General features: G+C 44.8%; 17 protein-coding genes, 8 tRNA genes and 3 pseudogenes. 10 read left to right on the plus strand and 18 right to left on the minus strand.

What is annotated here, in order from left to right:
• Positions 1–235 precede the first annotated feature (235 nt).
• Positions 236–412: a hypothetical protein gene (locus HGD77_RS11530; protein WP_005265927.1), complete on the minus strand. Its 177-nt coding sequence runs from the start codon at positions 410–412 to the stop codon at positions 236–238.
• 347 nt (positions 413–759) lie between these two features.
• Positions 760–1,764 carry a patatin-like phospholipase family protein gene (locus HGD77_RS11535; RefSeq protein WP_005265929.1) on the minus strand — a complete coding sequence of 335 codons (1,005 nt, stop codon included), beginning with the start codon at positions 1,762–1,764 and terminating at the stop codon, positions 760–762.
• 124 nt (positions 1,765–1,888) lie between these two features.
• Between HGD77_RS11535 and chrA the strand changes: the two genes are divergently transcribed.
• Positions 1,889–3,094: a chromate efflux transporter gene (gene chrA, locus HGD77_RS11540; RefSeq protein ID WP_005265930.1), complete on the plus strand. Its 1,206-nt coding sequence runs from the start codon at positions 1,889–1,891 to the stop codon at positions 3,092–3,094.
• Positions 3,095–3,148: 54 nt separating this feature from the next.
• Here the strand turns inward: chrA and HGD77_RS11545 are convergent, their stop codons facing one another.
• On the minus strand, positions 3,149–4,624 hold the full coding sequence (locus HGD77_RS11545; protein ID WP_004731963.1) for an alanine/glycine:cation symporter family protein: 1,476 nt from the start codon (positions 4,622–4,624) through the stop codon (positions 3,149–3,151).
• 45 nt (positions 4,625–4,669) lie between these two features.
• Positions 4,670–5,908, minus strand: a complete 1,239-nt coding sequence (gene gltS / locus HGD77_RS11550) for a sodium/glutamate symporter (protein WP_005265931.1) — start codon at positions 5,906–5,908, stop codon at positions 4,670–4,672.
• Between the two features lie 902 nt (positions 5,909–6,810).
• On the opposite strand from gltS, the gene HGD77_RS11555 reads away from it, so the two are divergent.
• Positions 6,811–7,518: a nitroreductase gene (locus HGD77_RS11555; RefSeq protein WP_004280692.1), complete on the plus strand. Its 708-nt coding sequence runs from the start codon at positions 6,811–6,813 to the stop codon at positions 7,516–7,518.
• Positions 7,519–7,595: 77 nt separating this feature from the next.
• Here the strand turns inward: HGD77_RS11555 and HGD77_RS11560 are convergent.
• Positions 7,596–8,812: pseudogene (locus tag HGD77_RS11560) on the minus strand (multidrug effflux MFS transporter).
• A 138-nt stretch (positions 8,813–8,950) separates the two neighbouring features.
• Between HGD77_RS11560 and yccS the strand changes: the two are divergent.
• From yccS to HGD77_RS11580, 5 genes and pseudogenes are all read left to right on the plus strand, one after another.
• A pseudogene (gene yccS, locus HGD77_RS11565) lies at positions 8,951–11,124 on the plus strand (YccS family putative transporter).
• A gap of 85 nt (positions 11,125–11,209) precedes the next feature.
• Positions 11,210–11,770: a YcxB family protein gene (locus HGD77_RS11570; protein ID WP_004280696.1), complete on the plus strand. Its 561-nt coding sequence runs from the start codon at positions 11,210–11,212 to the stop codon at positions 11,768–11,770.
• Positions 11,771–11,939: 169 nt separating this feature from the next.
• Positions 11,940–13,007 carry a PepSY-associated TM helix domain-containing protein gene (locus tag HGD77_RS17245; RefSeq protein ID WP_415877827.1) on the plus strand — a complete coding sequence of 356 codons (1,068 nt, stop codon included), beginning with the start codon at positions 11,940–11,942 and terminating at the stop codon, positions 13,005–13,007.
• On the plus strand, positions 13,004–14,569 hold the full coding sequence (locus tag HGD77_RS17250) for a flavodoxin domain-containing protein (RefSeq protein ID WP_415877828.1): 1,566 nt from the start codon (positions 13,004–13,006) through the stop codon (positions 14,567–14,569). Before HGD77_RS17245 ends, HGD77_RS17250 begins: the two co-directional genes overlap by 4 nt.
• A 98-nt stretch (positions 14,570–14,667) precedes the next feature.
• Complete coding sequence (locus HGD77_RS11580) at positions 14,668–15,462, plus strand: YdcF family protein (RefSeq protein ID WP_005265937.1); 795 nt, start codon at positions 14,668–14,670, stop codon at positions 15,460–15,462.
• 25 nt (positions 15,463–15,487) lie between these two features.
• Here HGD77_RS11580 and HGD77_RS11585 read toward each other — a convergent pair whose 3' ends face one another.
• From HGD77_RS11585 to HGD77_RS11635, 11 genes and pseudogenes are all read right to left on the minus strand, one after another.
• A complete protein-coding gene (locus HGD77_RS11585) occupies positions 15,488–15,949 on the minus strand; it encodes a DUF2750 domain-containing protein (RefSeq protein WP_004731979.1) in 462 nt (153 codons plus the stop codon).
• Positions 15,950–16,021: 72 nt separating this feature from the next.
• Positions 16,022–16,097 (minus strand) — tRNA-Val (locus HGD77_RS11590).
• 105 nt (positions 16,098–16,202) lie between these two features.
• Positions 16,203–16,279, minus strand: a tRNA-Asp gene (locus HGD77_RS11595).
• A 12-nt stretch (positions 16,280–16,291) separates the two neighbouring features.
• A tRNA-Val gene (locus tag HGD77_RS11600) sits at positions 16,292–16,367 on the minus strand.
• A 69-nt stretch (positions 16,368–16,436) separates the two neighbouring features.
• Positions 16,437–16,513, minus strand: a tRNA-Asp gene (locus HGD77_RS11605).
• Between the two features lie 14 nt (positions 16,514–16,527).
• Positions 16,528–16,603 (minus strand) — tRNA-Val (locus HGD77_RS11610).
• A gap of 21 nt (positions 16,604–16,624) precedes the next feature.
• Positions 16,625–16,701, minus strand: a tRNA-Asp gene (locus tag HGD77_RS11615).
• A gap of 48 nt (positions 16,702–16,749) precedes the next feature.
• A tRNA-Asp gene (locus tag HGD77_RS11620) sits at positions 16,750–16,826 on the minus strand.
• A gap of 28 nt (positions 16,827–16,854) precedes the next feature.
• A tRNA-Val gene (locus HGD77_RS11625) sits at positions 16,855–16,930 on the minus strand.
• Positions 16,931–17,423: 493 nt separating this feature from the next.
• Positions 17,424–17,957, minus strand: coding sequence for a cell wall-recycling L,D-carboxypeptidase ElsL (gene elsL / locus HGD77_RS11630; RefSeq protein WP_004731981.1), 534 nt, complete (start codon positions 17,955–17,957; stop codon positions 17,424–17,426).
• Between the two features lie 125 nt (positions 17,958–18,082).
• A pseudogene (locus HGD77_RS11635) lies at positions 18,083–18,436 on the minus strand (YbaN family protein); the annotation flags it as partial.
• 87 nt (positions 18,437–18,523) lie between these two features.
• On the opposite strand from HGD77_RS11635, the gene HGD77_RS11640 reads away from it, so the two are divergent.
• The 3 genes from HGD77_RS11640 to dapE all read left to right on the plus strand — a co-directional run bounded on the left by HGD77_RS11640 (position 18,524) and on the right by dapE (position 20,922).
• Positions 18,524–19,399 carry a DUF1853 family protein gene (locus HGD77_RS11640; protein WP_004731985.1) on the plus strand — a complete coding sequence of 292 codons (876 nt, stop codon included), beginning with the start codon at positions 18,524–18,526 and terminating at the stop codon, positions 19,397–19,399.
• Positions 19,400–19,511: 112 nt separating this feature from the next.
• Complete coding sequence (locus HGD77_RS11645; protein ID WP_004280704.1) at positions 19,512–19,664, plus strand: entericidin A/B family lipoprotein; 153 nt, start codon at positions 19,512–19,514, stop codon at positions 19,662–19,664.
• A 121-nt stretch (positions 19,665–19,785) separates the two neighbouring features.
• Positions 19,786–20,922: a succinyl-diaminopimelate desuccinylase gene (dapE, locus tag HGD77_RS11650; RefSeq protein ID WP_004731987.1), complete on the plus strand. Its 1,137-nt coding sequence runs from the start codon at positions 19,786–19,788 to the stop codon at positions 20,920–20,922.
• Positions 20,923–20,987: 65 nt separating this feature from the next.
• Here dapE and HGD77_RS11655 read toward each other — a convergent pair whose 3' ends face one another.
• Positions 20,988–21,446, minus strand: a complete 459-nt coding sequence (locus tag HGD77_RS11655) for a hypothetical protein (protein ID WP_004731989.1) — start codon at positions 21,444–21,446, stop codon at positions 20,988–20,990.
• A gap of 3 nt (positions 21,447–21,449) precedes the next feature.
• Entirely contained in the window at positions 21,450–25,901 is a 4,452-nt protein-coding gene (locus HGD77_RS11660) for an Hpt domain-containing protein (RefSeq protein ID WP_129716295.1), read from the minus strand.
• Positions 25,902–25,941: the final 40 nt, after the last annotated feature.

Below are 25,941 nucleotides of genomic sequence, written 5' to 3' on the forward strand. Positions count from 1 at the left end.
TTTAACATGAATAAAATGTTCAATTCGGCAAATGAAGCATCACAATTATTGATATAGAAAATGTATTCATACAGAAAAAAATATATTTAATTGCTTAAAATCTCAGTTAGAAAGTTAAGTGCCAATAAATCAACACTTATTTATCTGGGGGTTGATCACACAGCAACTGAGAATTTTTCACTGTTTTAAGCTTTGAACAAAAATAATTCAGGAAAATAGAAAGGCTCTGCGTGATTTAAAGCATCACTGGCCTGAGCATTTCCTGCGCCACGTTCTGATAACTTAAAATTTGTTGACCATCCAAGGTCGTTTCAACGGTAAAAGAACCATCCTGATGGGTCGCGGTCACTGTAAAAATATAGTGTTCGAATTGTGCCAGTTTGACCTGCTGTCCAATTTTAATATGCGTCATGATGTCTACATCTGTGTAGTGATCTTTTCAAACTGCATTCTGGCATGAACATCGATGCTTTTGAATATTTGATCAACTTAAGTATACGAATAATAATATTAAAATTTTAATTTAAGACGAATAAGGCTTATTATTTAAAACAATATACTTATAATTCAATTTGTTATATTTAAAATTAATTTTATCTTTTGCGATAATTCCGACTGACTGATACACATAGGCAATCATCTTATCTTTTATAACAATCAGTTAAGCGTTACAGCCGATGATCCTTTATCCTTTTGATTGAATATCCCTATACTGCGCTCCTGCGATATAGGGATAAACAGAAATTTCAAAAAAAAGATTTATTGAGCTTGATGTTCATGTACCACAAACTGTGGAATGCGATGTCCTTGAGCATAATCATGTTTTTGGTAGGCTTGTGAAATTTCCATCAACTTTAACTGGGTCGCCTCGGCACCAGCCTGCATGGTGAGTTCCCTGCCACGTACATCAAAGATATGGCCTTTTTCGCGTAAGTCCGGCTGAATCACCACATCTGCATGCTTTAATTCTTCATGCGCCAGATGTTGCTGCATAATATTGATGTTCTGGTTAAATAGCCCCCAGACATTGCTGGTTTCCGTGTGAATGGGCTGTGCCAGAATATCCACCGCAATCACAATATCGGCTCCCAACTCACGTGCCACATCGACCGGCACCGGACTGACCAGACCACCATCTACATATTCTTTACCTTGAATAAGAGTCGGAATAAACATACTCGGAATCGAGACCGAAGCACGTACCGCCTGTCCGGTATTGCCATAGTTAAAGACGACTTTCTTGCCTTCTTTCAGCGCGGTTGCTACCACAAACATTGGGATTTTCATGGCTTCAAGCGGGGTTTGATCGACCTGCAAATTGACATAATCTTCAACTTTCTTGCCATCAAAAAAGCCTTTTCTGGCTAGTTTGATATCACGGACATCATTCGGTCGCATGCTGAGGGCAATATTGCGCAGTTCAATCGCCGGTTTACCACTTGCATAAATGGATCCCACAATGCTGCCCGCACTGGTTCCGACAATAAAATCTGGTTGAATACCCGCCTGTTCCAGTACTTCCAACGCACCAATATGCGCATAGCCACGAGCACCGCCACTGCCCAGAACTAAAGCAACTACCGGACGTTGCTGGGTTTGCTTGATCTTTTGAAAATCAATTTGATTCGGACGTGCCTGAGCTTCTCCGCGTTGTGCAGCAGGTTGTAGATGACTGGTCGCCGCTTGGGCTGTCATGGGGGTCATTTGGCAAGCACTTAGGCCAAATGTACCCAGTATCACCATACTCAACACATATTTCTGCATGCAGAGAATGTCCTCATTAATCTAAAGCAGCATAGTGTATAAACACATGCATAAATAGTCTGTAGAATTTCGTAAAACTGTCATACAGTTCAGCTACTTTATCTTCATTTTTCCCCATAACAATATGCCTTCAACCTCACTGTACCGGATTTTCCTGATTTTCCTGCAACTGGGCTGCATTTCATTTGGCGGTCCAGCGGCGCATCTGGTGTTTTTTCACCGAAAATTTGTGACCCAGCTGCAATGGCTGGATAACACCCAGTACAGTCAACTGGTCGCTTTGGCACAACTTTTACCCGGGCCGAGCAGCAGTCAGGTGGGGCTGTCGATCGGTTATCTGCAACGGGGCTATACTGGTGCCGTGATCGCATGGCTGGGTTTTACCCTGCCCTCAATGATTCTGATGACCTTGGTGGCGTTATTGGGTCAAAGCTATTTTCATATTTTAAACTCAAACAGCTTTCATACCATCCAGTTAATTGTATTTTCTGTAATCGCCTGGGCATTCTGGCAAATGCTGAGAAGCTTCTGTAAATCGGCTTGGCAATACGCTGTCTTAATCCTCTCGGTGGCATTACTGATAGTCGTTTCAGTGAGTTTTAATCAGATTCTGGTCATTATACTGGGCGCAATCTGTGGACTCTTGGCTGGACATTTTTCCCACTCAGATTTGAAACCCAAAGAAATTAACAAAACGGCAATCAGCTCGCCTTATATTCGATCTGCCGCTGCGCCCTATTGGCTGTTGGCATTTATCCTACCATTTTTGCTGCTGCCCTTAGCTGGAAAATTATGGGGTGAATCGGAGCTGCAATTTTTTTCCAATTTCTATCAGACTGGTTCGCTGGTGTTTGGTGGTGGTCATGTGATTTTGCCTTTATTGCATCAGGATTTTGTCACGACTAGTTTGGTGAGTGCCCAATCTTTTGATCTTGGCTATGCATTTGCCCAGCTCATGCCTGGACCTTTATTCAGTTTTGCCAGTTATATTGGTGCTTTGCTGCCTTGGACGCCTTATGTCTGGCTAAATACACTGTTAGCAACCTGTGCAATCTTTTTACCTTCATTTTTTCTGATCTTTGCTACCTTGCCCTACTGGTCATGGTTGATGCAGCAGCGCCATATTCATCAGGCGGTGATGGGCATCAATGCTGCGGTGGTGGGGCTATTGCTGTATTTATTGCTGGATCTTTCACAACGTTATTTTAGTTATGGCTCCGACCTGGTTTTTGTCGCGGTGATGATTGCCCTGCTACGCTCAAAACTACCGGTCTGGTTCAGCCTGATTTTGGGCTTTGTGCTTTATCAAAGTTATTTAAATTTCTTCTAAAGAAAACTTTGGCACAAAAAAGCCCCGAATGATCGGGGCTTTTTACTTCAAGTCTTACCAGATATCTGATTTGACCTTGTCTTTAAATTTAGGATGGTTATCCAGTTTAAATTCAGGCTCTTTCACACCACGCTTCAACTGACCGGTATAGTCTTTGAGTAGCATCAGCAGGAATGGCATCAGCAACAGGATCGCAATCAAGTTGATACTTGCCATGACACCCATGAACAGATCTGCCATATTCCAGATCAACGGCACACTGGCTATGGAACCGAAATACACCATGACCAATACAAATAAGCGGAAAATCAACATCACCCGGCTATTGTTATTGATGAACTGAACGTTTCCTTCGGCATAGGCATAGTTACCAATAATCGAAGAATAGGCAAACAGGAACAGAATCAAAGCCAGGAAGTCATCGCCCCAAGCACCAATCTGGCTTTCAAGCGCCATCTGGGTCAAGGTCACGCCTTCAAAGCCTGCATTTTCATACAGTCCTGAGACCAGAATAATAATCGCGGTACATGAACACACCACAAAGGTATCTACAAATACCCCGAGCATCTGTACCAGACCCTGGTTGACCGGATGTTTGACATCCGAGGCTGCAGCGGCGTTCGGTGCCGACCCCATCCCTGCCTCGTTAGAGAACAGACCACGCTTGATGCCCATCATCATCGCCATAGATACCATGGCGCCAAAGAATCCACCAGCGGCGGCTTCAAATTCAAAGGCTTTACTGAAAATGAGCTGGAAGATGGATGGGAGCAGATCGTAATTGATGACTGCAATATACAAAGCTACCGCCAGATAAAGCACAGCCATAAACGGTACAAAGCTTTCAGCAACTTTTGCAATCCGTTTAATTCCGCCAAAAATGATCACCGCAGTCATCAAGACCAGAAACAATCCGACCCAGGAAATTTCCAGATTCAGGCCGCCTAATGGCAAGATCAGATTCGCCTGATCCCAGCCCCAGGCATGAGAGGTTGCTCCGGTAATGGCATTGGCCTGAACTGCATTGAAGACAAAACCATAAGTCGTGATCAATGCAATCGCAAAGACAATCCCGAGCCATTTCTGTTTCAGGCCTTGAGTAATGTAATAAGCTGGACCACCACGGAATTGCTGGTTTTTGTTATCTCGCACCTTAAACAACTGTGCCAAAGAGGATTCAACAAAAGCAGAACTCATGCCCAAAAAGGCAGTAAACCACATCCAGAACACGGCACCGGGGCCACCAATCGCAATCGCAATGGCGACACCCGCGACATTGCCCACACCGACCCGGCTTGCCAGTCCAGTGACAAAGGCCTGAAACGGGGTAATGCCGTGCGTATCCTGAACCTTGCCACGGCTATTTTTCATGACTTTCATGCTGTGCCAGAACAAACGAATTTGTACTGCACCAGTCATGATCGTGTAGAAAATACCGACTGCGACCAGAAACACCACCAGAAAATCCCATAAAGGGCCATTCAGGGCATTAATCCAGCCGAGTAAGGTTTCATTTAACTGATCATTCATGTCACATCCTTATGAGCCTATGACTCATCGTATCAGGCATAAAAATTATGCAAAAAACTTCAAAATCATCTGAATAACAGTAGCATTGATTAAGTCAACGAAGAACGCACCACATAATGGAACAATCAGGAAGGCCTTATGCGACGCACCATACATATTGGTAATCGCCTGCATATTGGCAACCGCTGTTGGCGTTGCGCCCATACCGAAACCACAATGACCTGCTGCAAGTACCGCAGCATCGTAGTTTTTGCCCATGATGCGGAAAGTGACGAAAGCTGCATACAAAGCCATGGTGATGGTTTGCGCACCCAGAATCACCATGAGTGGTCCTGCAAGGTCAGCTAATTGCCATAATTTCAATGATAACAATGCCATCGCCAAGTACAGCGACAATGAAGCATTACCGAACACATCAATCGCGCGATCGAAAATCTGAACTTTGAAAATACCTTCCAGTACATTACGCAGAATGACACCACCCGCCAATGCCCAGACAAATGTTGGCAGTTCAAACGCAGTACCTTTACTGAAACCCGTCATAAACTCTGCAAAAGCCAAACAACCTGCGAACAGGCCCAAGGTCGTGATTGCATTATCAGCGGTAATTAAACGCACCTGATGCGGATATTCAAATGGAATATATTCGGTCGAGTTGATATCCATTGGCGTGCTATCACGCTTTTCGATTTGTTGATCCGTACGTGCAATTGCGAGATTATGACGGTTAATCAGCAGTTTTGCTAAAGGACCACCAATAATCCCACCGATAATCAGACCAAAAGTAGCACTGGCCATCCCCAGTGCAAGCGCCCCCTGAATGCCATGTTCAACCTCAAAAATCTCGCCCCATGCACCTGCAGTACCATGACCACCGGTTAAGGTAATTGAACCTGCAATCAGGCCAATCAACGGGTCAATACCCAATAATGTTGCCAGACTCATGCCGACCGCATTTTGCAAAATAATGAAAGCCGAAACAGCAAACAGGAAAATAACCAGACCGATCCCACCTTCACGCAACTTGGAAAAGTTGGCACTCAGACCGATCGAGGCAAAGAAGATCAGCATAAAACTGGTTTGTAGCTCTGAACTGGTGGTGATGCTGTATCCCCACAGTGAATGCACCAGTAATGAGATAATCGCAGCAACCAAACCGCCTGCAACCGGCTCAGGAATATTGTAGCGCTTTAAAAAATCGATTTTATTAACCAGGAATCGGCCGAGTAACAAAACAATGACTGCGGCAATCAAGGTATAAAATGCGTTAAAAGTAAAATCCATAATTTTTTGCCCAAGATGATTTTGAATTTTTTATTTTTCTAAAAGTTATGGAGTGCGCTAGATTTCTAGCTCGCTCATTAGATGTTCATCTGGAAATATCCTGATTTGATCTATCACCTTTAGAAAAACAAACCGATTTATCATCTCTTTCAAACTTATGAATATCATCATCACGATCATATTCAACAAATGAGAGATTTATAAAAGCAACACCTTTTCTATTCCGATACTCAGTCTGTTGTAAAATTGCAGACAATTTTCAAACAGATGCGCATGCTGGTAAAAAAACTGTGTTTTAAGCTCAAAAAAAACATTCAGTGCTTGATGAGTGCTTTCAACCTAAAGACTTCATTCAAGCCATCTGGAATCGCGTTATTTAAAACAGATCTTAATCACGAAATGCATGAATTAAGATGAAAAGTCGTACATTATGCTGTTTCTTCGTATCAGGTTTTATTTCTTTTTATTAGCAATAGTTAATTTACCTATAAAAAATAATTATAAATTCTCATTTTTATATGAAGATTAATCTATATTTTAATTCAAAAAAAATATTAATCTTTTACTCGACACAAAATGAAACAGGGATCTTGAAATTAAATTATCTTGATTTTCAGTCAAAATAAACCAGTTCTCTGTGTGAAATTGTTATTGTTGAATGGTTCAAGCACTTGGGTTTTAAGCCATTTTTTAAATCAAAGACCAACTTTATGACTAAATCCATTGCTATCACTTAGGCGATTTATGCTCAGCTAAAAGAATGCGAAATTTCATTATTCAAGTCATTTTGCTGATAAATTGTTTTTTCAGCTGGCGAAGAATTAAATTTTCCTATCCTCCGTTCTGTTTGTTTAGTTTATAGTCATTGCAAACTCAATAAGGATATTCGACTGGACCCCATAATGGATCAAAATCTTGTTCATGCTGTAGATCACACCATCACTTCTCGCCATTCAGTGCGTGCTTTTTTAAATACCCCCGTTAGTACAGACACCTTAAAAGAGATTCTGGCGGTGGCCAGCCGCGCACCTTCAGGAACCAATACCCAACCCTGGAAAGTGTATGTGGTAACAGGTAAAAAGCGTGATGAACTCGTGCAGCAGGTTTGTCAGGCACAAATGCAAATCTATGCAAATCCGGAATTGTCGCAGCAGTATCAGGAAACTTTTGCCTATTATCCTGAACAATGGATCTCGCCATTTATTGAACGTCGTCGTGAAAATGGCTGGGGTTTATATGGCTTGCTGAATATTCAGAAAGGCGAAAAGGAAAAAATGGCGCGTCAGCAGCTGCGTAATTTTGAATTATTTGATGCGCCTGTCGGCCTGTTCTTTACCGTCCATCGTTCTTTGGCGATTGGTTCCAAAATGGATGTTTCCATGATGATCCAGAATGTCATGCTGGCAGCAAAAGCCCGCGGTCTGGACACCTGTCCGCAGGCTGCCTGGAATCATTTTCATCCGATCGTGCTTGATCTGGTCGGCGCACCTGATGATGAAGAGCTGGTCTGCGGTATGGCACTGGGTTATGCCGACCCAGAGCAGATTATTAACAGCTTTATTACCCCGCGTGTTCCCGTAGAGGAATTTGCCGTATTTATCGATGAGTGATGCAAGCAGGGCTAAGCCAACTTGCTTAGCCCTCTGCTCAATCCAGCATTTTTAATATATTAGAGAACGCCCAGCATCTATGCATTTTTCAAGATTGGCATCTTGATTTTAAAAATCGCCCAAGCGGAAATACCTACAAAAACCAGCATGATCAATGCCATATTTAATAAGGCATGCCAGATCAGAAAATTCAGTAATACACCGCCCAATAAGCCACAGACAAATTGCATACTGCCCATAATCGCACTGGCGGTTCCCGCCCGCTCGCCCTGTTCAGCCATTGCCAGAGCCATGGCATTCGGACCAGTAAACCCGATAGATGCCACCACAATAAACATGCCTAACAACACCCAGAACACAGAATCGACGTCCAGACAGCCCAGCAAGATTAACCCTAATACACCGGTAAACTGCAGACAGGTGCCGATTTTCAAGCGCTGTAATATCGAGAATCGCCCAGCCAGACGTTTATTCAAGGTCGAAAACAGCATGATCCCGAAGGCATTGGCACCAAAGGCATAAGCAAACTGCTGCTCAGTCAGCTGATAACGATCCATCAGAATGGTAGAAGAAGCACTGATATAACAGAACATCACTGCACCGGAAAAACAGCCAGCATAGAGCGGGCGTCGAAAGCTTGGATCCTGAAAAATAGTACGGTACAAACTTAATACCTGCTGGAAGTTCAGCTTGAGACGACGTTCTGGCTCCAGGGTTTCTTTAAATAGAAAATGTACACAGGCCAGACTCAACAGACCGCAGCCCATCAGCACCAAGAAGATCACATTCCATTCATAAAACATCAATACCTAGGCCCCAGACTCGGAGCGATGATTGGTGCAATCGCAGTCACAATCATCATGCTGGCAAAGGCCTGAGCTGCTGAATGCATATCCAGGCGATCACGAATTGCAGCATGTGCCATGACCACCCCGACACAGCCACCTAAGGCTTGCAGAATCCGTGCAGCGATCAGACTCCATTCATCCTGCGCAAAGACACACAGCAAACTTGCCACAATGTATAAACACAGCCCAAAATACAGTGGCGGTTTACGCCCAATCCGGTCACTGATCGGACCATAAATCAGTTGCCCGATCGCCAGACCGAAGAAATAAGCCGGCAGGCTGTTAGAAACCATCTGGGTGCTGACACCAAAATCTGCTGCCATGGCCGGCAAGGCCGAAAGATACATATCAATGGATAAAGGCCCGAGTGCACTCAGTGTTGCCAGCAAAATAATCCAGGACATGGCATAAGGTTGTTGTACTATTTTATTCGATGTCATAAGCATGAAGATTTAAAGCGCTAATATGCAGACAAATTAACACAGTGCATAGTATGATTTAGCCTGAAATGAAGATTTATAAATATACTATTTTCATTAGCCTATTCAGATTCAGCTCTAAGACTGCAGTATAAAGGACGACCTTTGAAATCTTGGCTCACTCGTCTCAAGCAAACCACCTATAATACGACCTTGATGTATAACCTGCGCATGATGACGGCATTTGCAGGTACCGCCTTTGTTCCCTATTTTATGGGACAACAATTGATGACGATTCCACTGACTTTAGGCGTGGTCGCAGCCGGTTTAAGTGATATTGATGACCGCTTTTCGGTGCGGATTTTAAATCTGCTGTATACCTACATTGGCTTCTTTATTACCGCAGTGGGCGTATATCTGCTCTTTCCTTATCCCCTGCTATTTGCCTTGGCCTTAATTGTGTCCTGTATTGCCCTGATTTTGCTGGGTTCACTAGGGCGACGCTATGCCACGATTTCTTACGGCTGTCTGGTGATTTCCGTTTATTCCATGCTCGGGGTAGAGCTGTTTGATGAATGGTATAAACAGGCTGGTTTATTGGTCATCGGCGCGATGTGGTACGGTCTGCTGTCGACCCTCAGTTTCCTGATCTTCCCTGCCCGGTTGGCGCAAGACAAGCTTGCCATTTCCTATTCTGCGCTCGGTGACTTTTTATATGCCAAGTCCAATCTGTTTGATGTGGACATGACCCCGAAAAGCTATCAACAAAGCATGATTGAACTCTCGCTGGAAAATGGCAAACTGATTGCGATTTTTAATGAAATGAAAACTGCCCTTTTGACTCGCCTGAAAGGCGACCGTGGGCAAAAAGATACCCGTCGCAGCCTACAATATTATTTTGTGGCGCAGGATATTCATGAACGTGCCGATTCAGCGCATATTGATTATCAGAAACTGACCAAGATTTTCCAGCATAGCGATATCCTGTTCCGCTTCCAGCGCATTATGTCAATTCAGGGCAAAGCCTGTAAGGACCTGAGTGAAAGTTTGCTAATGCGCAAACCCTATGTGCATAACCAGCGCTTTAAGCATACCTTTGACAACCTGAGACAGTCTCTGGATAAGTTACGTCAGGAGCAGCAGTATGATCAGGTCTGGATTAGCGCCCTGTTTGCGTTGTTTCAAAACCTGAAATCGATTGATGCCCAGTTACGCAACCTGGAAACCGAGCAAAGTATCAAATCCGAGCGTTTCAAACATATCGAAAACCAGCTCAGAGATGATGACCTGAAAGGCTGGGATGATATCAAGATTCGGATTAAGCAGCATTTGACACCCGAGTCGGTACTGTTCCGGCATGCCATTCGCCTGTCGATTGTGCTGCTGATCAGCTATATCTTCGTACAGGTCAGCAATATTGAATATGGTTACTGGATTTTATTAACGGCACTCTTTGTCAGCCAGCCGAACTTTAACGCCACCAAACGGCGTTTACGTCTGCGTATTGTCGGTACGTTGGTCGGTATTATTCTCGGTTATGCCATTCTGTATTTTGTGCCTTCCATCGAAGGACAATTATTACTTCTGGTATTGAGCGGGATTCTGTTCTTTGAATTACGCAGTAAACAGTATGCCCAAGCCACTGCCTTTATCACGATTTTAGCCCTAATCAACTTCAATCTGGATGGTATGGGCTATGCTGCGGCCATCCCGCGTATGATTGACACCCTGATTGGCTGTGCGATTGCCTGGTTTGGCGTCAGCTTTATTTTTCCAGACTGGAAGTTCCGGCGTTTGCCGCGAAGTATCAAACGCAGCCTGCAGGCAGAAGCAGATTATTTGAGTGAAGTAATCGAGCAGTATAAATCAGGACGTAATAATGGCCTGAAATATCGGATTGTGCGCCGTGCGGCCCATAATACCGATGCCGAGGTGGCTTCACTAATTTCGACACTGGCCACTGAACCGGATATTGATCCGGTACAAAAATCGCTAGCCTTTGAGTTCCTTTGTCTGAACCATACTTTTATCAGTTATATTGCTGCACTGGGCGCACACCGGGAAAAATTGAAGATCAGGACATTCTGAATTTACTAGACAAAGCACTTGAGAACATTCGTGGTGCATTGCTAAGAGATGAAATGCCCGATTTAAGTGCGCAAAATATGATTGCCCATATTCGCCAGCGCCTGGCTCAAGATCAGGAGCAAGATCAGAAATCCCTGATCATTTTGCAGCAACTGTCTTTAATGTTCAGCATTTTAAAGCAGTTGAGCCAACTGAAACAAAGTTTGAGTCATGAGCGTGATGAACAGGCAACTGAATTAGGTTCATTATAATTTGGCTGATTTTGGAACAATATACTCACTGAATTGGTACAATTAGTGCTAAACTTTTTACAGTTTAAAATCTGCTAATTTCATTATGACCGCGAAAAATTTATACGCTTATACCCTACAGCCTGTGAACTATGAAATTTCAGAAGCCGAGCAGCGTCATGCTCAGCTGGTGATCTGGCGTAGTACCAATAAAATTGGCATGAAAGCATGGCTGATCATGGGTGCTGTTGTTGCACTTTCTATTCTGGGCATTCTGCTCCTGAAGAACTATTCTACCGTGTTCTGCTGGGTGGCCATTGTCTGTGTGGTGTTGTATTACCTGATCCGTACCTTTGGTCTGGAATGGTATGTTAAACGCAAGATGAATGAATTTCCGGTACAGGAAATCAAAGGTGTTCGCCTGGGCGTGCAACCGCATGGTATCGTGATGCGCCAGAAAATGGGCATGCAGGAAGGTGTTGGCGCGATTAGCTGGAAAGACATCTATGAATGGTACAACACACCAGAATTCATGTTGGTCAATTTCAAAGTAAAAGGCCAGCAAGGCGCCTATATCCTGCCGAAACGTCTGGACAGCAAAAACTTCTCTTTCGCTACGATTCGCAAGCATCTGGAAGCAGAAGTCGGCGCAGCAAAACAAATCTAAACTGTTCTTTCTTCAGTGAAAAACCTCCTGCCCCGGCATGGAGGTTTTTTTAATCTCAAAATAATAAATGATAATGAGAATAAATATTATCCTCAACACCTATAATTCGGGCTCAAACTTCAGTTATAATTTTGCCACTTTTATAGATCTCACCCTTAATCTGACGACCATGTTTAAAAAGACATTTTTCCAAATCCACTGGTTTCTGGGGATTACAGCAGGTTTAATCCTCTCGATAATGGGGGTCACTGGCGCAATCTACTCCTATGAACAACAAATATTAAAATGGATGAATAGCGACAGTTATACGGTTCAGGTTCAGCAACGTGACAAACTCACGCCTGCCGAGCTGTATCAGCACTTTAACCGTACTGCGCCTGACATGAAGATCAACAGTATTACCGTGGCACAAGATCCGAGTGCTTCGAGTACTGTGAATGTTGCCAAAGAAGGCGCACGGCGTGGTCAGAACATCATGATCAACCCGTATACTGCGGAAGTCTTGCCAGAGATTAAGGGTCGGGAATTTTTCCAGTTTGTTCAGCAACTGCATCGTAATTTGACGGTTGGTCCGGTGGGTAAGCAGATTACCGGTGCCTGTACCCTGATGCTGATCTTTTTTGTCTTGTCAGGTCTGTACCTGCGCTGGCCGAAACGTCATTCGATCAAGCAATGGTTCTTTGTAAAACCTCAACTGAAAGGCCGTAATTTTATCTGGGATCTGCACGCTGTTGTGGGAACCTGGGTGGTGATTTTCTACCTGATTCTGGCCTGTACCGGTCTGTACTGGTCTTATGACTGGTGGCGCAATGGCATGTTTAAAGTGCTGGGTGTGGAACGCCCGCAACCGGAAATGCAGGCCAATGCCGGCAATAACCGTGGTGAAGGACGTCCAGGCGGTGAACGTGGTCCGCGTGCCGAAGGTGAAGTACGAGGCGAAGGCCGCCAAGGTGGCGAACGCGGTGCTGGTGGTGAAGGCCGTGAAGGTCTCAGCCCTGAAGCTACTGCCCGTGCGCTAGACCAGAGCTGGATTGGCTTTAACACTGAATTTTCAGATAAGTATTCTACCGTAACGTTTAACCTTCCGAAAAAATCGGATGGCGAAATGCAGCTGAGCTTTATCGATCCAGTCGCTCAGCATGAACGTGCACGAAACAGTGCCACTTATAATTACCAGACAGCTGAATTTACCGAAATCGAGCTGTATGAAGATAAAAGCTTAATGAAAAAATCATGAGCAGCATGTTACCGGTGCATCGTGGCAGCTTCTTCGGCCCAATTTACCAGTTCTTTGCCATGGTCGCAGCCTTGTTGATGCCGTTGTTCTTTGTGACCGGCTGGATGCTCTATCTGAAACGTCGCAAACAGAAACGCTTAACGCTGGCAGCACGTCAGGGTGCGACTTTAGTAAACCTAGATGAAAATTCCAAACCGTGGCTCATCGCGTATGCCTCACAAACAGGGGTTTCTGAGCAACTGGCTTGGCGTACAGCGACTGCCCTGCAGGAAGCGCGTCAACCGGTAACAGTCAAGCCAGTACAACAACTGACGCTAGCCGATTTACAACAAACCGAACAGGTATTATTTGTTGCCAGCACCTATGGCACAGGTGAAGCGCCGGATCTGGCCTCTTCTTTTGAGAAAAAAATCCTGTCTGCTCAAGCTGATCTCAGTTATTTAAGTTATGCGGTATTGGCCTTGGGTTCTCAGGAATATCCAGACAGCTATTGCAGTTTTGGTCACCGTATTGATCAGTGGTTAAAACAGAATGGTGCCCAGCAGCTATTCAATACGATTGAAGTCGACAATGCCAATAACGAGCATATCCAGCAATGGAATAGTGCGCTGGAACAAGTCACTCGACTTGAGCTACAAGCGATGAGTATCGATAAGACCTTTGATCACTGGAGTTTGAGTAAACGTGAAGTCCTCAATCCGGGTAGTCTGGGTGCGCCTGCCTTCAATATCGAACTGACCCCTGAGCATGAAGCCGTCTGGCAAGCAGGTGATATTGCCGAGGTTCAGCCAGGGAATAGCCAAGAACGTATCGATGCATTTATGCAAAAGCACCAGATAGCAGCGGGTACACAAGTACCTTCTATGCAACAGAATATTGAACAGGCACTCTGGGATCGTGATCTGACTCAGGCTGAACCTTTTGATTCTCTGGATCAGCTCCTCACGCAATTACCGGTTTTGGCAACACGTGAATACTCCATTGCCAGTATTCCAAGCCAGCAGGTTTTACGTCTGGTGGTACGTCAGCAAACCGATGCTAGTGGTAATCTGGGATTGGGTTCAGGCTGGCTGACCCAGCATGCGGCTCTCAATACGCCAATTGCACTGCGTATTCGCAGCAATGAATCTTTCCACCTGATTGATGACAACCGCCCGATTATCTGTATTGGTAATGGTACCGGGATTGCGGGATTATTAAGCCTGCTCAGTGCGCGTAACCGTCGGGACTATAGCCAGAACTGGCTGATCTTCGGTGAACGTCAGCGTGAACATGACTTCTTCTTTGAAGAAACCATTCAGGCCTGGCTGCAAATGGGAACCCTGAAACGTCTCGATCTTGCGTTTTCTCGCGACCAGCAGGAAAAAGTCTATGTACATCACAAATTGCGTGAACAGGCTGAAGAACTGAAAGCCTGGATTGCTCAAGGTGCAGTGATTTATGTCTGCGGTAGCATCAATGGTATGGCCAGCGATGTGGATCAGGCCCTGACCGAGATTCTCGGTGAAACAATGCTAGATCAATTACGCCTGGATGGACGTTATCGCCGTGATGTATATTAAGATAACCTGATATGCTAAAAACCGGGCTCAATGGCCCGGTTTTTATTGAAGATGCAAAAGCAATAATAAGAATATGAATAAGAAAAAAGGAACCCTGGATGCTCAATCAACTTAAACGAAGTCTTAGCCTGATCTCTGGCTTGATCCTATGTATCAATAGCGTCTGGTTACTGAGCCAAGGTCAGAGGCATTTTGCTATTGCCCTGTCGATCTTCATTGGGGTGGCACTCATCCTGTCCGCCTTATTTTTTTCATCTATTCAGCGCTGGAAACAGAATTCCCGATTCAGAACCTTGTTCTGGAACAGTCTCTGGGGCGGATTTTTATTCTGGATAATCAGTGTCGCGGCTTTCTTTGTTTATATCCAGATGTCAATCAACCCGAATATTCCGGCACGACCTGCTGCAGCGATTTTAGTATTAGGCAGTGGCATTAATCAGGGTCAGCCCTCACCCATCTTAAAAAATCGTCTGGATACCGCAGCAAAATATGCAGAACGATATCCAAATACTTTAATCATTATGACCGGTGGACGAAATTTCCGGGAGAGACAGAGCGAAGCTGAAGTCATGCAAAGTTATATCTACACGAACTATCCGCAGCTCAAAAACCCCATTAGCTTAGAAGATCAAAGCAGAAGTACCCAACAGAACCTGCAATATTCTCAGGCAATCCTAAAACAGCAACATATTGATCGAAATGAGCCCATTGCGATTGTCACTAGCGATTTTCATAGCCCTCGTGCCCGTGCCATTGCCAGACATCAGGGTTATCAACAAGTCATCAGCCTGAGTGCCAGCACACCCCAGAATGTTCGCTATAATTCCTGGTTACGCGAATATTTTGCTTTGATAAGTGGCTGGCTACTGAATGAATATTCATTGTTCCAATAAACAAGCTGTTTTAAAAACAATAAATTTAATTTAAACGGATCTGCCTAGGCAAAGGCATATCCGGATTTTTAAACAGTTCCGGCTTTTGTACATAGATCTGATACAGATAATTTTTAATATCAAGTAATAATTTTTCCGGTGCCACCAGAATATTCTGCCCTTCCGGGGTCAGGTCAAGCGAAACAATGGTACTTTCCTGACATAAAAAGGGAATGACTTTCTCTACAAAATCCTTGAGACCAATTTCCTGAATCTCGTAATTTTCCCAATTGTCTTTAATCAACAGTCGAGCCAGACCTTTACTTTGCCAACAGGCAAATGCGCGTTGTCCGGTCGGCGTGGCACATAAGGCCCACCCATCCTGATAGAGTGCAAAAATGCCAGCATTAGCAACAATGGCTTCACTATATTGCTTATAAAGCTGTTGAGGATCGAAAGCAGTTTTTTGGGATTTGGTCGCGGCTTTGCGCTGATAGGGATTTCTCATGGTCGTGAAATCTTAATATTATTATAATACAATCAGATTCTAAGGAATAAATAGAGTTGAAGCAAGAAGATATGGTGGGCGCTGACGGGATCGAACCGCCGACATTCTGCTTGTAAGGCAGACGCTCTACCAACTGAGCTAAGCGCCCTGAGAAAACAACAACGTTGTTTTAAATGACGCAAGACCAACAAGGAATGTAGTCTTGGTATCTTGAAAACTCAGATCTCAGGAATCCAAGCTTTTCATCTTAAGATGGCGCAGCGGACGGGGCTCGAACCCGCGACCCCCGGCGTGACAGGCCGGTATTCTAACCAACTGAACTACCGCTGCATCGTAAGAATCTGGTGGGCGCTGACGGGATCGAACCGCCGACATTCTGCTTGTAAGGCAGACGCTCTACCAACTGAGCTAAGCGCCCTGATAAAGAGTGTCAATCTTTAGTTTATTAAATTCAGGCTCAGGGACCTCAATTTAATTTCTTTTGAAATGGCGCAGCGGACGGGGCTCGAACCCGCGACCCCCGGCGTGACAGGCCGGTATTCTAACCAACTGAACTACCGCTGCATCGCAAAAGAATCTGGTGGGCGCTGACGGGATCGAACCGCCGACATTCTGCTTGTAAGGCAGACGCTCTACCAACTGAGCTAAGCGCCCTCAAAAGGTCTATCGTATAAATGGCGCAGCGGACGGGGCTCGAACCCGCGACCCTCGGCGTGACAGGCCGATATTCTAACCAACTGAACTACCGCTGCATTTACACAATGTCGCTATTGTGGCAAACGAAAATCAAGATCTTAAAGTGGCGCAGCGGACGGGGCTCGAACCCGCGACCCCCGGCGTGACAGGCCGGTATTCTAACCAACTGAACTACCGCTGCAACTATAAGGTCTCAACATGAAAGAGCTTGGTGGGCGCTGACGGGATCGAACCGCCGACATTCTGCTTGTAAGGCAGACGCTCTACCAACTGAGCTAAGCGCCCTTTCTAAACGTCTATCATCGTTTGATGGGTGCATTATAGAGAATCTGCACAGCCTGTCAAACGCTTTTCGGAATGTTTTCCACTTTTTAGGTGTGAGTGATTAAAAAATAGGTTGTTTGTTAAAAAAAACAACACTTTTTGTTTATTTTTTAAGTCTCTACCGAAATTTTTTAATTTTCAAAATGAAAATTGAAGCGAAATTTTGTGTTTTACCCTGCGAAGTTTCAGTCTAACCACACGACATATTCCAATTCTGATTAAGGATTATACAAAGCTTTAAAATACTCGACGTTGTGTTCATGTAATCTTTCAACTGTCATTTATTTTTATTCAGAAAATGCCAGTAAATCTAAACTTCAAATAATCATTTAACCCATTCCATGCGATAAAAATACCATCTGGATCAGATTAATCAATCTTTTCTGCTGTCTCCACCAAGCAGATTCAGTCCATAAAAACAAAACCATTTTCACATAATCTTAAAATCTAACTTTTATTCGCTTTTCGAAACATTCAGCCTGCCCAGATCTAATGCCTGTTCTGAAATATAGACCAGTGCATCTTCACTGATCAGGTCAAATAATTCAGCGACCTCCGGATTACGCATACGGATACAGCCGTGCGACAGCGGCTCTCCCATCTTTTCGGTTTCTGGGGTGCCATGAATATAGATATAACGCTGATAGGTATCGCAGCCCTCGCCTTGATTAAAACCCGCTTCAAGGCCACTCAGCCATAAAATGCGCGTCAGGATCCAGTCCCGCTGCGGGAATTCTGCCGCCAATTGGGGATTATAAATTTCACCCGTCGCCTGACGTGCGACAAATACACTATTTAAGGGAGCATTCTGACCAAACTTTTCAGCAATCTTGTGCCAGCCACGAGGAGTCTTGCCACTATTTTCAGTTTCACCAATGCCATTTTTGCCACTGGAAATCAGATATTGCTTGTTTAGACGGGGCAGATACAGTTTTTGTTGGGCAAGATCAATCAGGATATCGGCTTGATCCAGATGCAAGGTATTCATGACTTGTTATTCTCAGACTCTATTTTATTTGGCTTTATAGGGTTTAACTGATTATCTTCAGATGGCGCTGTTGGTAGATCTGTCTTTTCTGGGTCAACTGTATTTTGCTGAATAAGGATCTGATTCGGTTCAGGGCGTCGCCATAACCAGATCGCGACGATCAGCATCGTAATATTGGTAAAGGCTTTTACGGCCAAGGGTGCAGTAGTAAACAGCATGATGATCCCGCTGATCAGCATCATGATACTGGCCAGCCATTTGGCCTTACGCGGTACAGTACCGTGGGCACGCCAATCTCTTAAGGTCGGACCATATTTGGGATGATTCAATAACCAGTCATCCATTTGTGGCCAGCCTTTGGATGCCGCCCAGGCCGCCAGAATCAAAAAGACCGTTGTTGGCATACCCGGCAGGATTGCACCGATAAAGCCCAGGATCACAAACAGCACCACCAGACTTCGCCAAAACAACACTTTCATACATCAACCCTAGCCGCAGAATTCAGGTAGTATAAAGCGTTTTCCGATACTGTCCGTTGTATTTCTGCACTTTTCACAGGTTGTACTATGCCCTTTTCCAATTTAAACCAAAATCTTGTAGAAGCATGGCAACGTTATCAACATCCTCTGGTGCGGCAACTGGCGTTTGCTGTCGGCAGTCCGAATATCCTGTTCCATATTCCAGATGAACTTGAGCTTATATATTACTTTGAACTGCATGAAAGCCAGGCCTGGCAGCACTATCTCAACCGTTACCATCCACGTTTAGAGTTTCTTGATCAGCATCCAGAAGAATTAATCGAATTTGTGCAGCAACTGAAAAGTACGCGTTTAGGGCTGCGCTTTGAAATGCTGATCTGGTTCTGGTTACTCGATGATGCCTATCATCCGTATCAGCTGCTTGCTCATAGTCTGCAAAAGATTGAAGGCGCCAAAACCCTGGGGGAGCTAGATTTTCTGTTATTAAATACTGATACAGGACAGATTGAACATTGGGAAGTGGCATTGAAATATTATCTGGCCGAAGCAGATTTTAGCCTGCCGCATTGGTATGGCCTAAACCGCACCGATACTTTAATCAGAAAAATGAAATATTTCACACAAAAACAATTCCAGTTTGATGAGGCTTTGCAGCATCCCATTCAAAGACGGTTTTGCGTCCTCAAGGGACAGCTGTATTTGCCTACACATCATGCCGATCAGCCAATTCCCTCATGGATCAATACCGAGCGTCGTCTGGGCTTATGGGGACAGCATATTCCTGCTGCACAGCACGGTTTCTATCGTCTGCAACGACATGAATGGATTTATCCGCAAGCCCGGCCGAGCAGTTCAGCTGCGATCTGGTGGACGGATGGACTTTATAAAAAACTCGATAGTGATGACTTTTATATGTATCGCAATCCGGTGCTGATCCAGCATCCATCGCATAAGCCCCTATAAAGCATTACATTTATTAACCGAAGCACTATGAAAACCACATATTTTTTAGAGCGTATATTTTCTACTCTAAGTCCCACATCATAATAATTTTATTATTGATTATACGGAGATGATGATGAAAAAAATTCTTGCTGCTTCATTAATGATGGCTTTTGTATTGACTGGCTGTAACACCGTAAAAGGCATGGGCAAAGATGTGTCTAAGGCTGGCGATGCGGTAACCAATACTGCTGAAAAAACCTCTGACGAAATCCGTCAAAACTAGTTTTTTCCTAAACGCTCACAGAACCCTATCCCAGATAGGGTTTTTTTATATCAGTCGTTCACATTCAAGCCTATATTCGCCTATTATAGAACCGAAAAAATTATCGACTGTTGAATACCGTATGAGCTCTTCCGCTACCCTCGATTTAAGCCTGCAACTATTACGTCAGCCTTCTGTCACACCGATTGATCATGACTGCCAGAACATCATGGCTGAACGTTTAAAGAAGATTGGTTTCAATATTGAATCCATGCGCTTTGAAGATGTAGATAATATCTGGGCACGCAAAGGCACAGAAGGTCCGGTCTTCTGTTTCGCTGGCCATACCGATGTCGTGCCAACAGGGAATCTGGATGCCTGGAACTCAGATCCTTTTTTACCAGAAATCCGTGAAGGCAAACTTTATGGTCGTGGCAGTGCCGACATGAAGACGGCTTTGGCAGCCATGGTAGTTGCAACAGAACGTTTTGTTGAAAAATATCCGAATCACAAAGGTTCGATTGCCTACCTGATTACTTCAGATGAAGAAGGTCCATCGATTAACGGCACGGTGAAAGTGATTGAAACACTGGAAGCGCGTAATGAGAAAATTACCTGGTGTCTGGTCGGTGAACCGTCAAGTACTAATAAACTGGGCGATATAGTCAAAAATGGCCGTCGTGGTTCATTAAATGCCAACCTTACAGTCAAAGGCAAACAGGGTCATGTGGCTTATCCGCATCTGGCCGTGAATCCGATTCATACCGCTTCTAAAGCCATTGCTGAACTGTGCGACACAGTCTGGGATCATGGCAACGAATATTTCCCGGCGACGACCTTCCAGATTTCCAATATCAATGCGGGTACAGGCGCAACCAATGTTGTTCCCGGCACCATGAACCTATTGTGCAACTGGCGTTATTCAACTGAAGTGACCGCCGAAGAACTCAAAGCACGTACTTTAGAAATTCTGGATCGTCATGGTGTGGACTATGACATTTCTTGGACTTTATCTGGCCTGCCTTTCCTGACGCCAGTTGGTGAACTAGTAAATGCAGCTAAAACCGCCATTCTGAATGTGACGGGGACTGAAACTGAACTATCGACTTCGGGCGGTACCTCAGATGGCCGCTTTATTGCCCCTACCGGCGCACAGGTACTGGAACTTGGCGTATTGAATGCCACGATTCATCAGATCAATGAACATGTCGATATTGCAGACTTAGAGCCATTGGCTGAAATCTATGAGCAGATTCTCGTGAATTTACTCGCCAACTAAGTAAATTCATAACGCAATAAAAAAGGAACTCCATGGAGTTCCTTTTTTATATTTTATAGTTTGGATTACAGTCCGATTGAAGCCTGAATATTCGTCATATTCGGAATATGGAAAAGCTGTTCGTTCATACGCACATATTGAAAGATGGCAGGATCATTCACGGGCTGATCGACATCGACCACTTCGGAAATACGAATCCGGATGGTTTTCGGCATTTCATTGCACATCAAGGCAAAGCGCTGAGTGATTTCATCACCCTCAATCACCAGTGCCACTCCATTTTGACGTAAAGGATCATTCACTGCATAAACTGGCAATTGTGCTTCATGCCACTCCACTGTCTTAACCTGCGTATTGCTATCCAGTGCTGACAGGACAATATTTTGTGGCAATAGCATCGGATCTTTGCCATGACAGTCAATAATATAGGCATCAATAAATCCGGTCGATACCGTAATCAGATGCTGAAGTTCCTGCTGGCTAATCTGATCAGCCATTTTGTTGTTCGAATTGGTCTGACTCATATATTACCCCTGTTTTTCAGCAATCAGTTGCTGGATATTGGCCAGCAGCTCCGCTTCCTGGAACGGTTTACCCATATAGTGCGTTACGCCCAAGCTGAATGCACGTTCACGATGCTTCTCACCGGTACGTGAGGTAATCATGATAATCGGCAAGTCACGGTGAATATCATGGTGACGAACCAGATTGGTCACTTCGAAACCGTCCATGCGCGGCATTTCGATATCCAGCAACATCAGATCCGGTCTGACGTTTTCAAGCTGCTCGATCGCATCCACACCATCTTTGGCAGTCACAATATCATAGCCTTGACGTTCAAGCAGACGCGACGTCACTTTACGTACAGTTACCGAGTCATCGACAATCATTACCAGACGACGTGCATTTGCATTACGCGAACCATCACGCTGATCATTGAGCTGTTTGACACGCTGTGTCGCCTGAATCTGACGGGCAACATTCTGTCCATCGAGAATCAGACAGACCTGACCATCACCCAAAATCGTAGCACCGGCCACCACTCTGACATTGGCAAACTGCTGTCCAATCGGTTTCACCACAATCTGCGCTCGAGAACCGACCAGCTGATCGACCAGTAAGGCAATGGTCTGACCACTATTTCCTTTGATCAACAGCACCGGCAATGAATGCCCAACATTATTCAGACGTGGAATTGGCTGGTTGCCAACAAACTCAGACAGATAACGCAGCTTATAGTTTGCGCCATCGATCTTGAAATAGTCATCTTTACTGTTGAAATAGCTTTCCAATATAGTCGGCGCAATACGTACAATTCGGTCAATCTGCGCCAGTGAAATCGCATATTGCTGATCGCCCACTTTCACCATCAAGGCATCGCTGACCGCCACGGTCGTCGGTACGCGAATCGTAAAGATGGTGCCCTTGCCTAGTTCCGAGCTTACTGACACATGGCCGCCAAGAGATTTGATTTCACTTTGCACCACGTCCAGACCGACACCACGACCAGAAATCTGGGTCACTGCTTTCGCGGTACTGAAACCAGGATGGAAGATAAATTGCAGGATTTCTTCCTGATCAATAACTTGATCCGCTTTGATCAGATCCAGACTCATCGCTTTTTCACGAATCTTCTCCGCATCGATCCCCTTACCATCATCACTAAAGGACACGATTACATCGGTTCCCTGACGACTGATGTTCAAGACAATCGAACCCATTTCCGGCTTGTTCAGTGCGATACGATCTGCAGTATCTTCCAGACCATGGTCAATCGCGTTACGCAGCATATGCTCAAATGGTGTGACCAGACGCTCGAGAATGTTACGATCCAGTTCACCTTCGGTATTCTGTACGATCAGTTCTGCAGGACGGTTCAAGGTGGTCGAGGTTTGACGCACAATACGCTGTAAACGCGGCAACATCCGGTCAAATGGGACCAGACGGGTACGCATCAGGCTTTCCTGAATCTCGGCCTGAATACGGGATTGTTGCAATAACAGTCCTTCGGTTTCGCGAATCTTGTCGGCTAAGGTACTCTTGAAGTCGACCAAATCTGATGCAGATTCTGCCAGTGATTTGGACAGCTGGTTTAGAGAGGAATATTGGTCCATTTCCAGCGGGTCAAAGTCGGCATAGCGCGAGTTCTCTGAACCATGTTTGGCAATAATCTGTGATTCCAGCTCGCCTTCCATTCGACGTAACTGATCAGCAAGACGCTTGATCGCCAATTCCATCTCGTTCAAGGTATTGCCAAGCTGCCCTAGGTCCATCTCGATACGCGAACGGTTAATCGAGTTCTCACCGGACAGGTCAATCATCTTCTCGACCAGATCAGCAGAGATACGGATCATCTCGTTATTGCTATCGCTGGTGCCGCTATTCGCCCACTCACCCATCATCTGTGGCGGTTCAGTACCATCACCTTCAACAAAGCCGAAGTCGGTGCTGACCACCAGATTATCTGTTTTCGCCAGACGCTCAGGCAATTGCGCAGTAACGTCCACATAAGCAATCTTTTTCAGACTGCTGTACAGCTGATCAAAACCGTTATAGTCATGCTGGAAAATCGCCTGTCTTAACCAAACCAGCGTTTTCTGCAATAAGCCATCATAAGCATTCGAGTTAAATTGGTAGACCGCAAACTGTTCGAAAGTCGTTTCCAGCTCATAGGCAATACTGGCCACTTCTTCAACATCAATCATACGTGCGCCACCCTTGATACTATGGGCAGCACGCTGTAATTGCAGCAATAAACTACGGTCACTACGCTGATCAAACCATTGATTGAGGAGCTTCTCGGCATTCGCCAGAATCTCTTCGGATTCTTCCAAGAAAGATTCTTCAACAATCGATTTCAGTTCGTCTTCTTCAGAACGTTCTACTGGTATGTCTTCAGTAGCCTCAGGAGATTCCAAGATTTCCAGTAATTCTTCAGCTTCTGCCAGATCAGTTGCAGGATGTTCAGTCGTTGCTGACTCTTCAAGTTGCGGCTCAGAAATTGATGTCGCTTGGACCTCTGCAACTTCAACTACAGTATTCGCGCTCTCCGCAGCAGCAACAGCTTGTCCAGACACCAGCACCTGAATATTTTGCAGAATCGCAATCGCTTCTGGTGCAGGATAATCAATACCGTCTTCTCGAATGGATTGAATACGATCGGAAACGTTATCCTGAACCAGACGAATAATCTGGATTAAAGCAGGTGTCACGGCAATTTGCTGACGGATCACCCGCTCATAAATACTTTCCAGTTCATGTGCAATCAAACCGATATGCAAAGCTGCAATCATGTTTGCACCACCTTTTAAGGTATGCAAATGACGCATCAGATTGTTCAGTGAGGTTGTATCGTCCTGTTTTTTACTCCAGGTATTCAGATCTTCATCAATCCCTGCCAGCAATTCATCCGCTTCTTCCAGGAAGATACTTAATAATTCTTCATCAAAATCACGGTTGGTTTCAGTACTTTGCTGCTGTTGACGATCCGCAGCGATACGTTGGCTCAAACCAGCAAAATCCACACTACCAGTCGCGACAGTTTCAGCCACCTGTGTGCTCTCTGAGCTTAGCTCAACATTCTGATTGCTAGTATCTTCAGCAAATATCTCGAGATCCTGCTGCACAAATGCAGACAGTTCACTGAGTATTTTTTGAATCTCATCATTCAGAATGACGCGCTGTCCTGCGGCCAAGGTATCAAATAAATGAATAAATTCCTGGTGCGCCTGTGCGAACAATTCATAGGCATAATCGCTATTTAGCAGTACTGGCTTTTCAAGCAGCGCATCATAAGTCGATTTCAGATCGGCAGTGAATTCATGAATTCCCTGCGCTGCCCGGCTTTCTGTATGTGCTAGCAATTCTGCAGCCTGCTGGCTGAGTGCCTGAATATATTCCGGATAATCGACTTGGGCGCGTTTATCAAATTCAAACTCGGCATCCAATAACAGATCAATATCCAGCTCAACCAGTTTGGACACCAAGCCTTGCGTCTGAATGCTATTGGTTTCAGTAACTGCAAAGCCATAATCATGCCAGACACGCTCAAAGGTGGCGTATACCGCATCCAGTTTTGCAGTATTGCCCTGACGTAGCAGGTGCAGATAGTCACTCACGAACTCCGCATACTGAATCAGCAAAGCAGTTTCTTTTGAAGTAGAAGCAATTTCATCCTGTAGCAAAGTTTTGAACAGATGTTCCACCTTGGAACTGGCTTCAAAAATCTGCTCAATCTGCGCCATCGATGAACTGCCGCGCAAAGTATGAATCGCACGAATCAGCGCATTATAATCTTGTGATTTTTCATCTTCAGTGCGAAGGAAGGTAGCAATCGTATCCAGATGCTCTTCTGCTTCTTCAATAAAGATCGCCACAGTTTCTTCGATATCACTGCGAACCGGTACTTCTACTGGCGCTATTGTTAGCTCAACTTCACTTGGCTCATTGTCTGCAAGCTCAAGACCTGTCATCTGACCTTCAGCGGTCAAATGATCTGCCAATGCCAGTAATTCTTCCAATGCAGGTTCAGGCGAAATTTGTTGTTGTAATTGTTGTCCCAACAGCACCATTGGACGCAGATCGAGATCCAATTGCTGTACATGTTTGAATTTTGGATATAAAGCATATTGATAGACATTCAGTACCGCTTGGGCAAATTTCTGTACCGTCGGTGTTAGCTGAATCGAACCGGACAAAACCCGGTTTAGGGTATCTTCAACCGCCCAGGCCATTTCCCCTGCCGATTTTGCCCCGACCATGCGGCCTGAACCTTTCAGGGTATGAAAATGGCGGCGAATGGTCTTCAGATTTTCTTGATGATCTGGATTGCTCAACCATTCTGGAAATAAAGCATTTAACTCAACGAAGATCTCTTCGATTTCCTCAACAAAAATTTCAAGAATTTCTGCATCTTGGTCAAGATAACTATCTTCAGGAAGCGTTGTCGTTTCAACTAAATTTTTTAATATTTCTTTCATAGCTCATGCTTCTTACGTTATGCCGCCAAGAAGGGCGCTC

The organism is Acinetobacter sp. NEB149 (assembly GCF_012516415.1).
GTDB classification, from domain to species: domain Bacteria; phylum Pseudomonadota; class Gammaproteobacteria; order Pseudomonadales; family Moraxellaceae; genus Acinetobacter; species Acinetobacter lwoffii_V.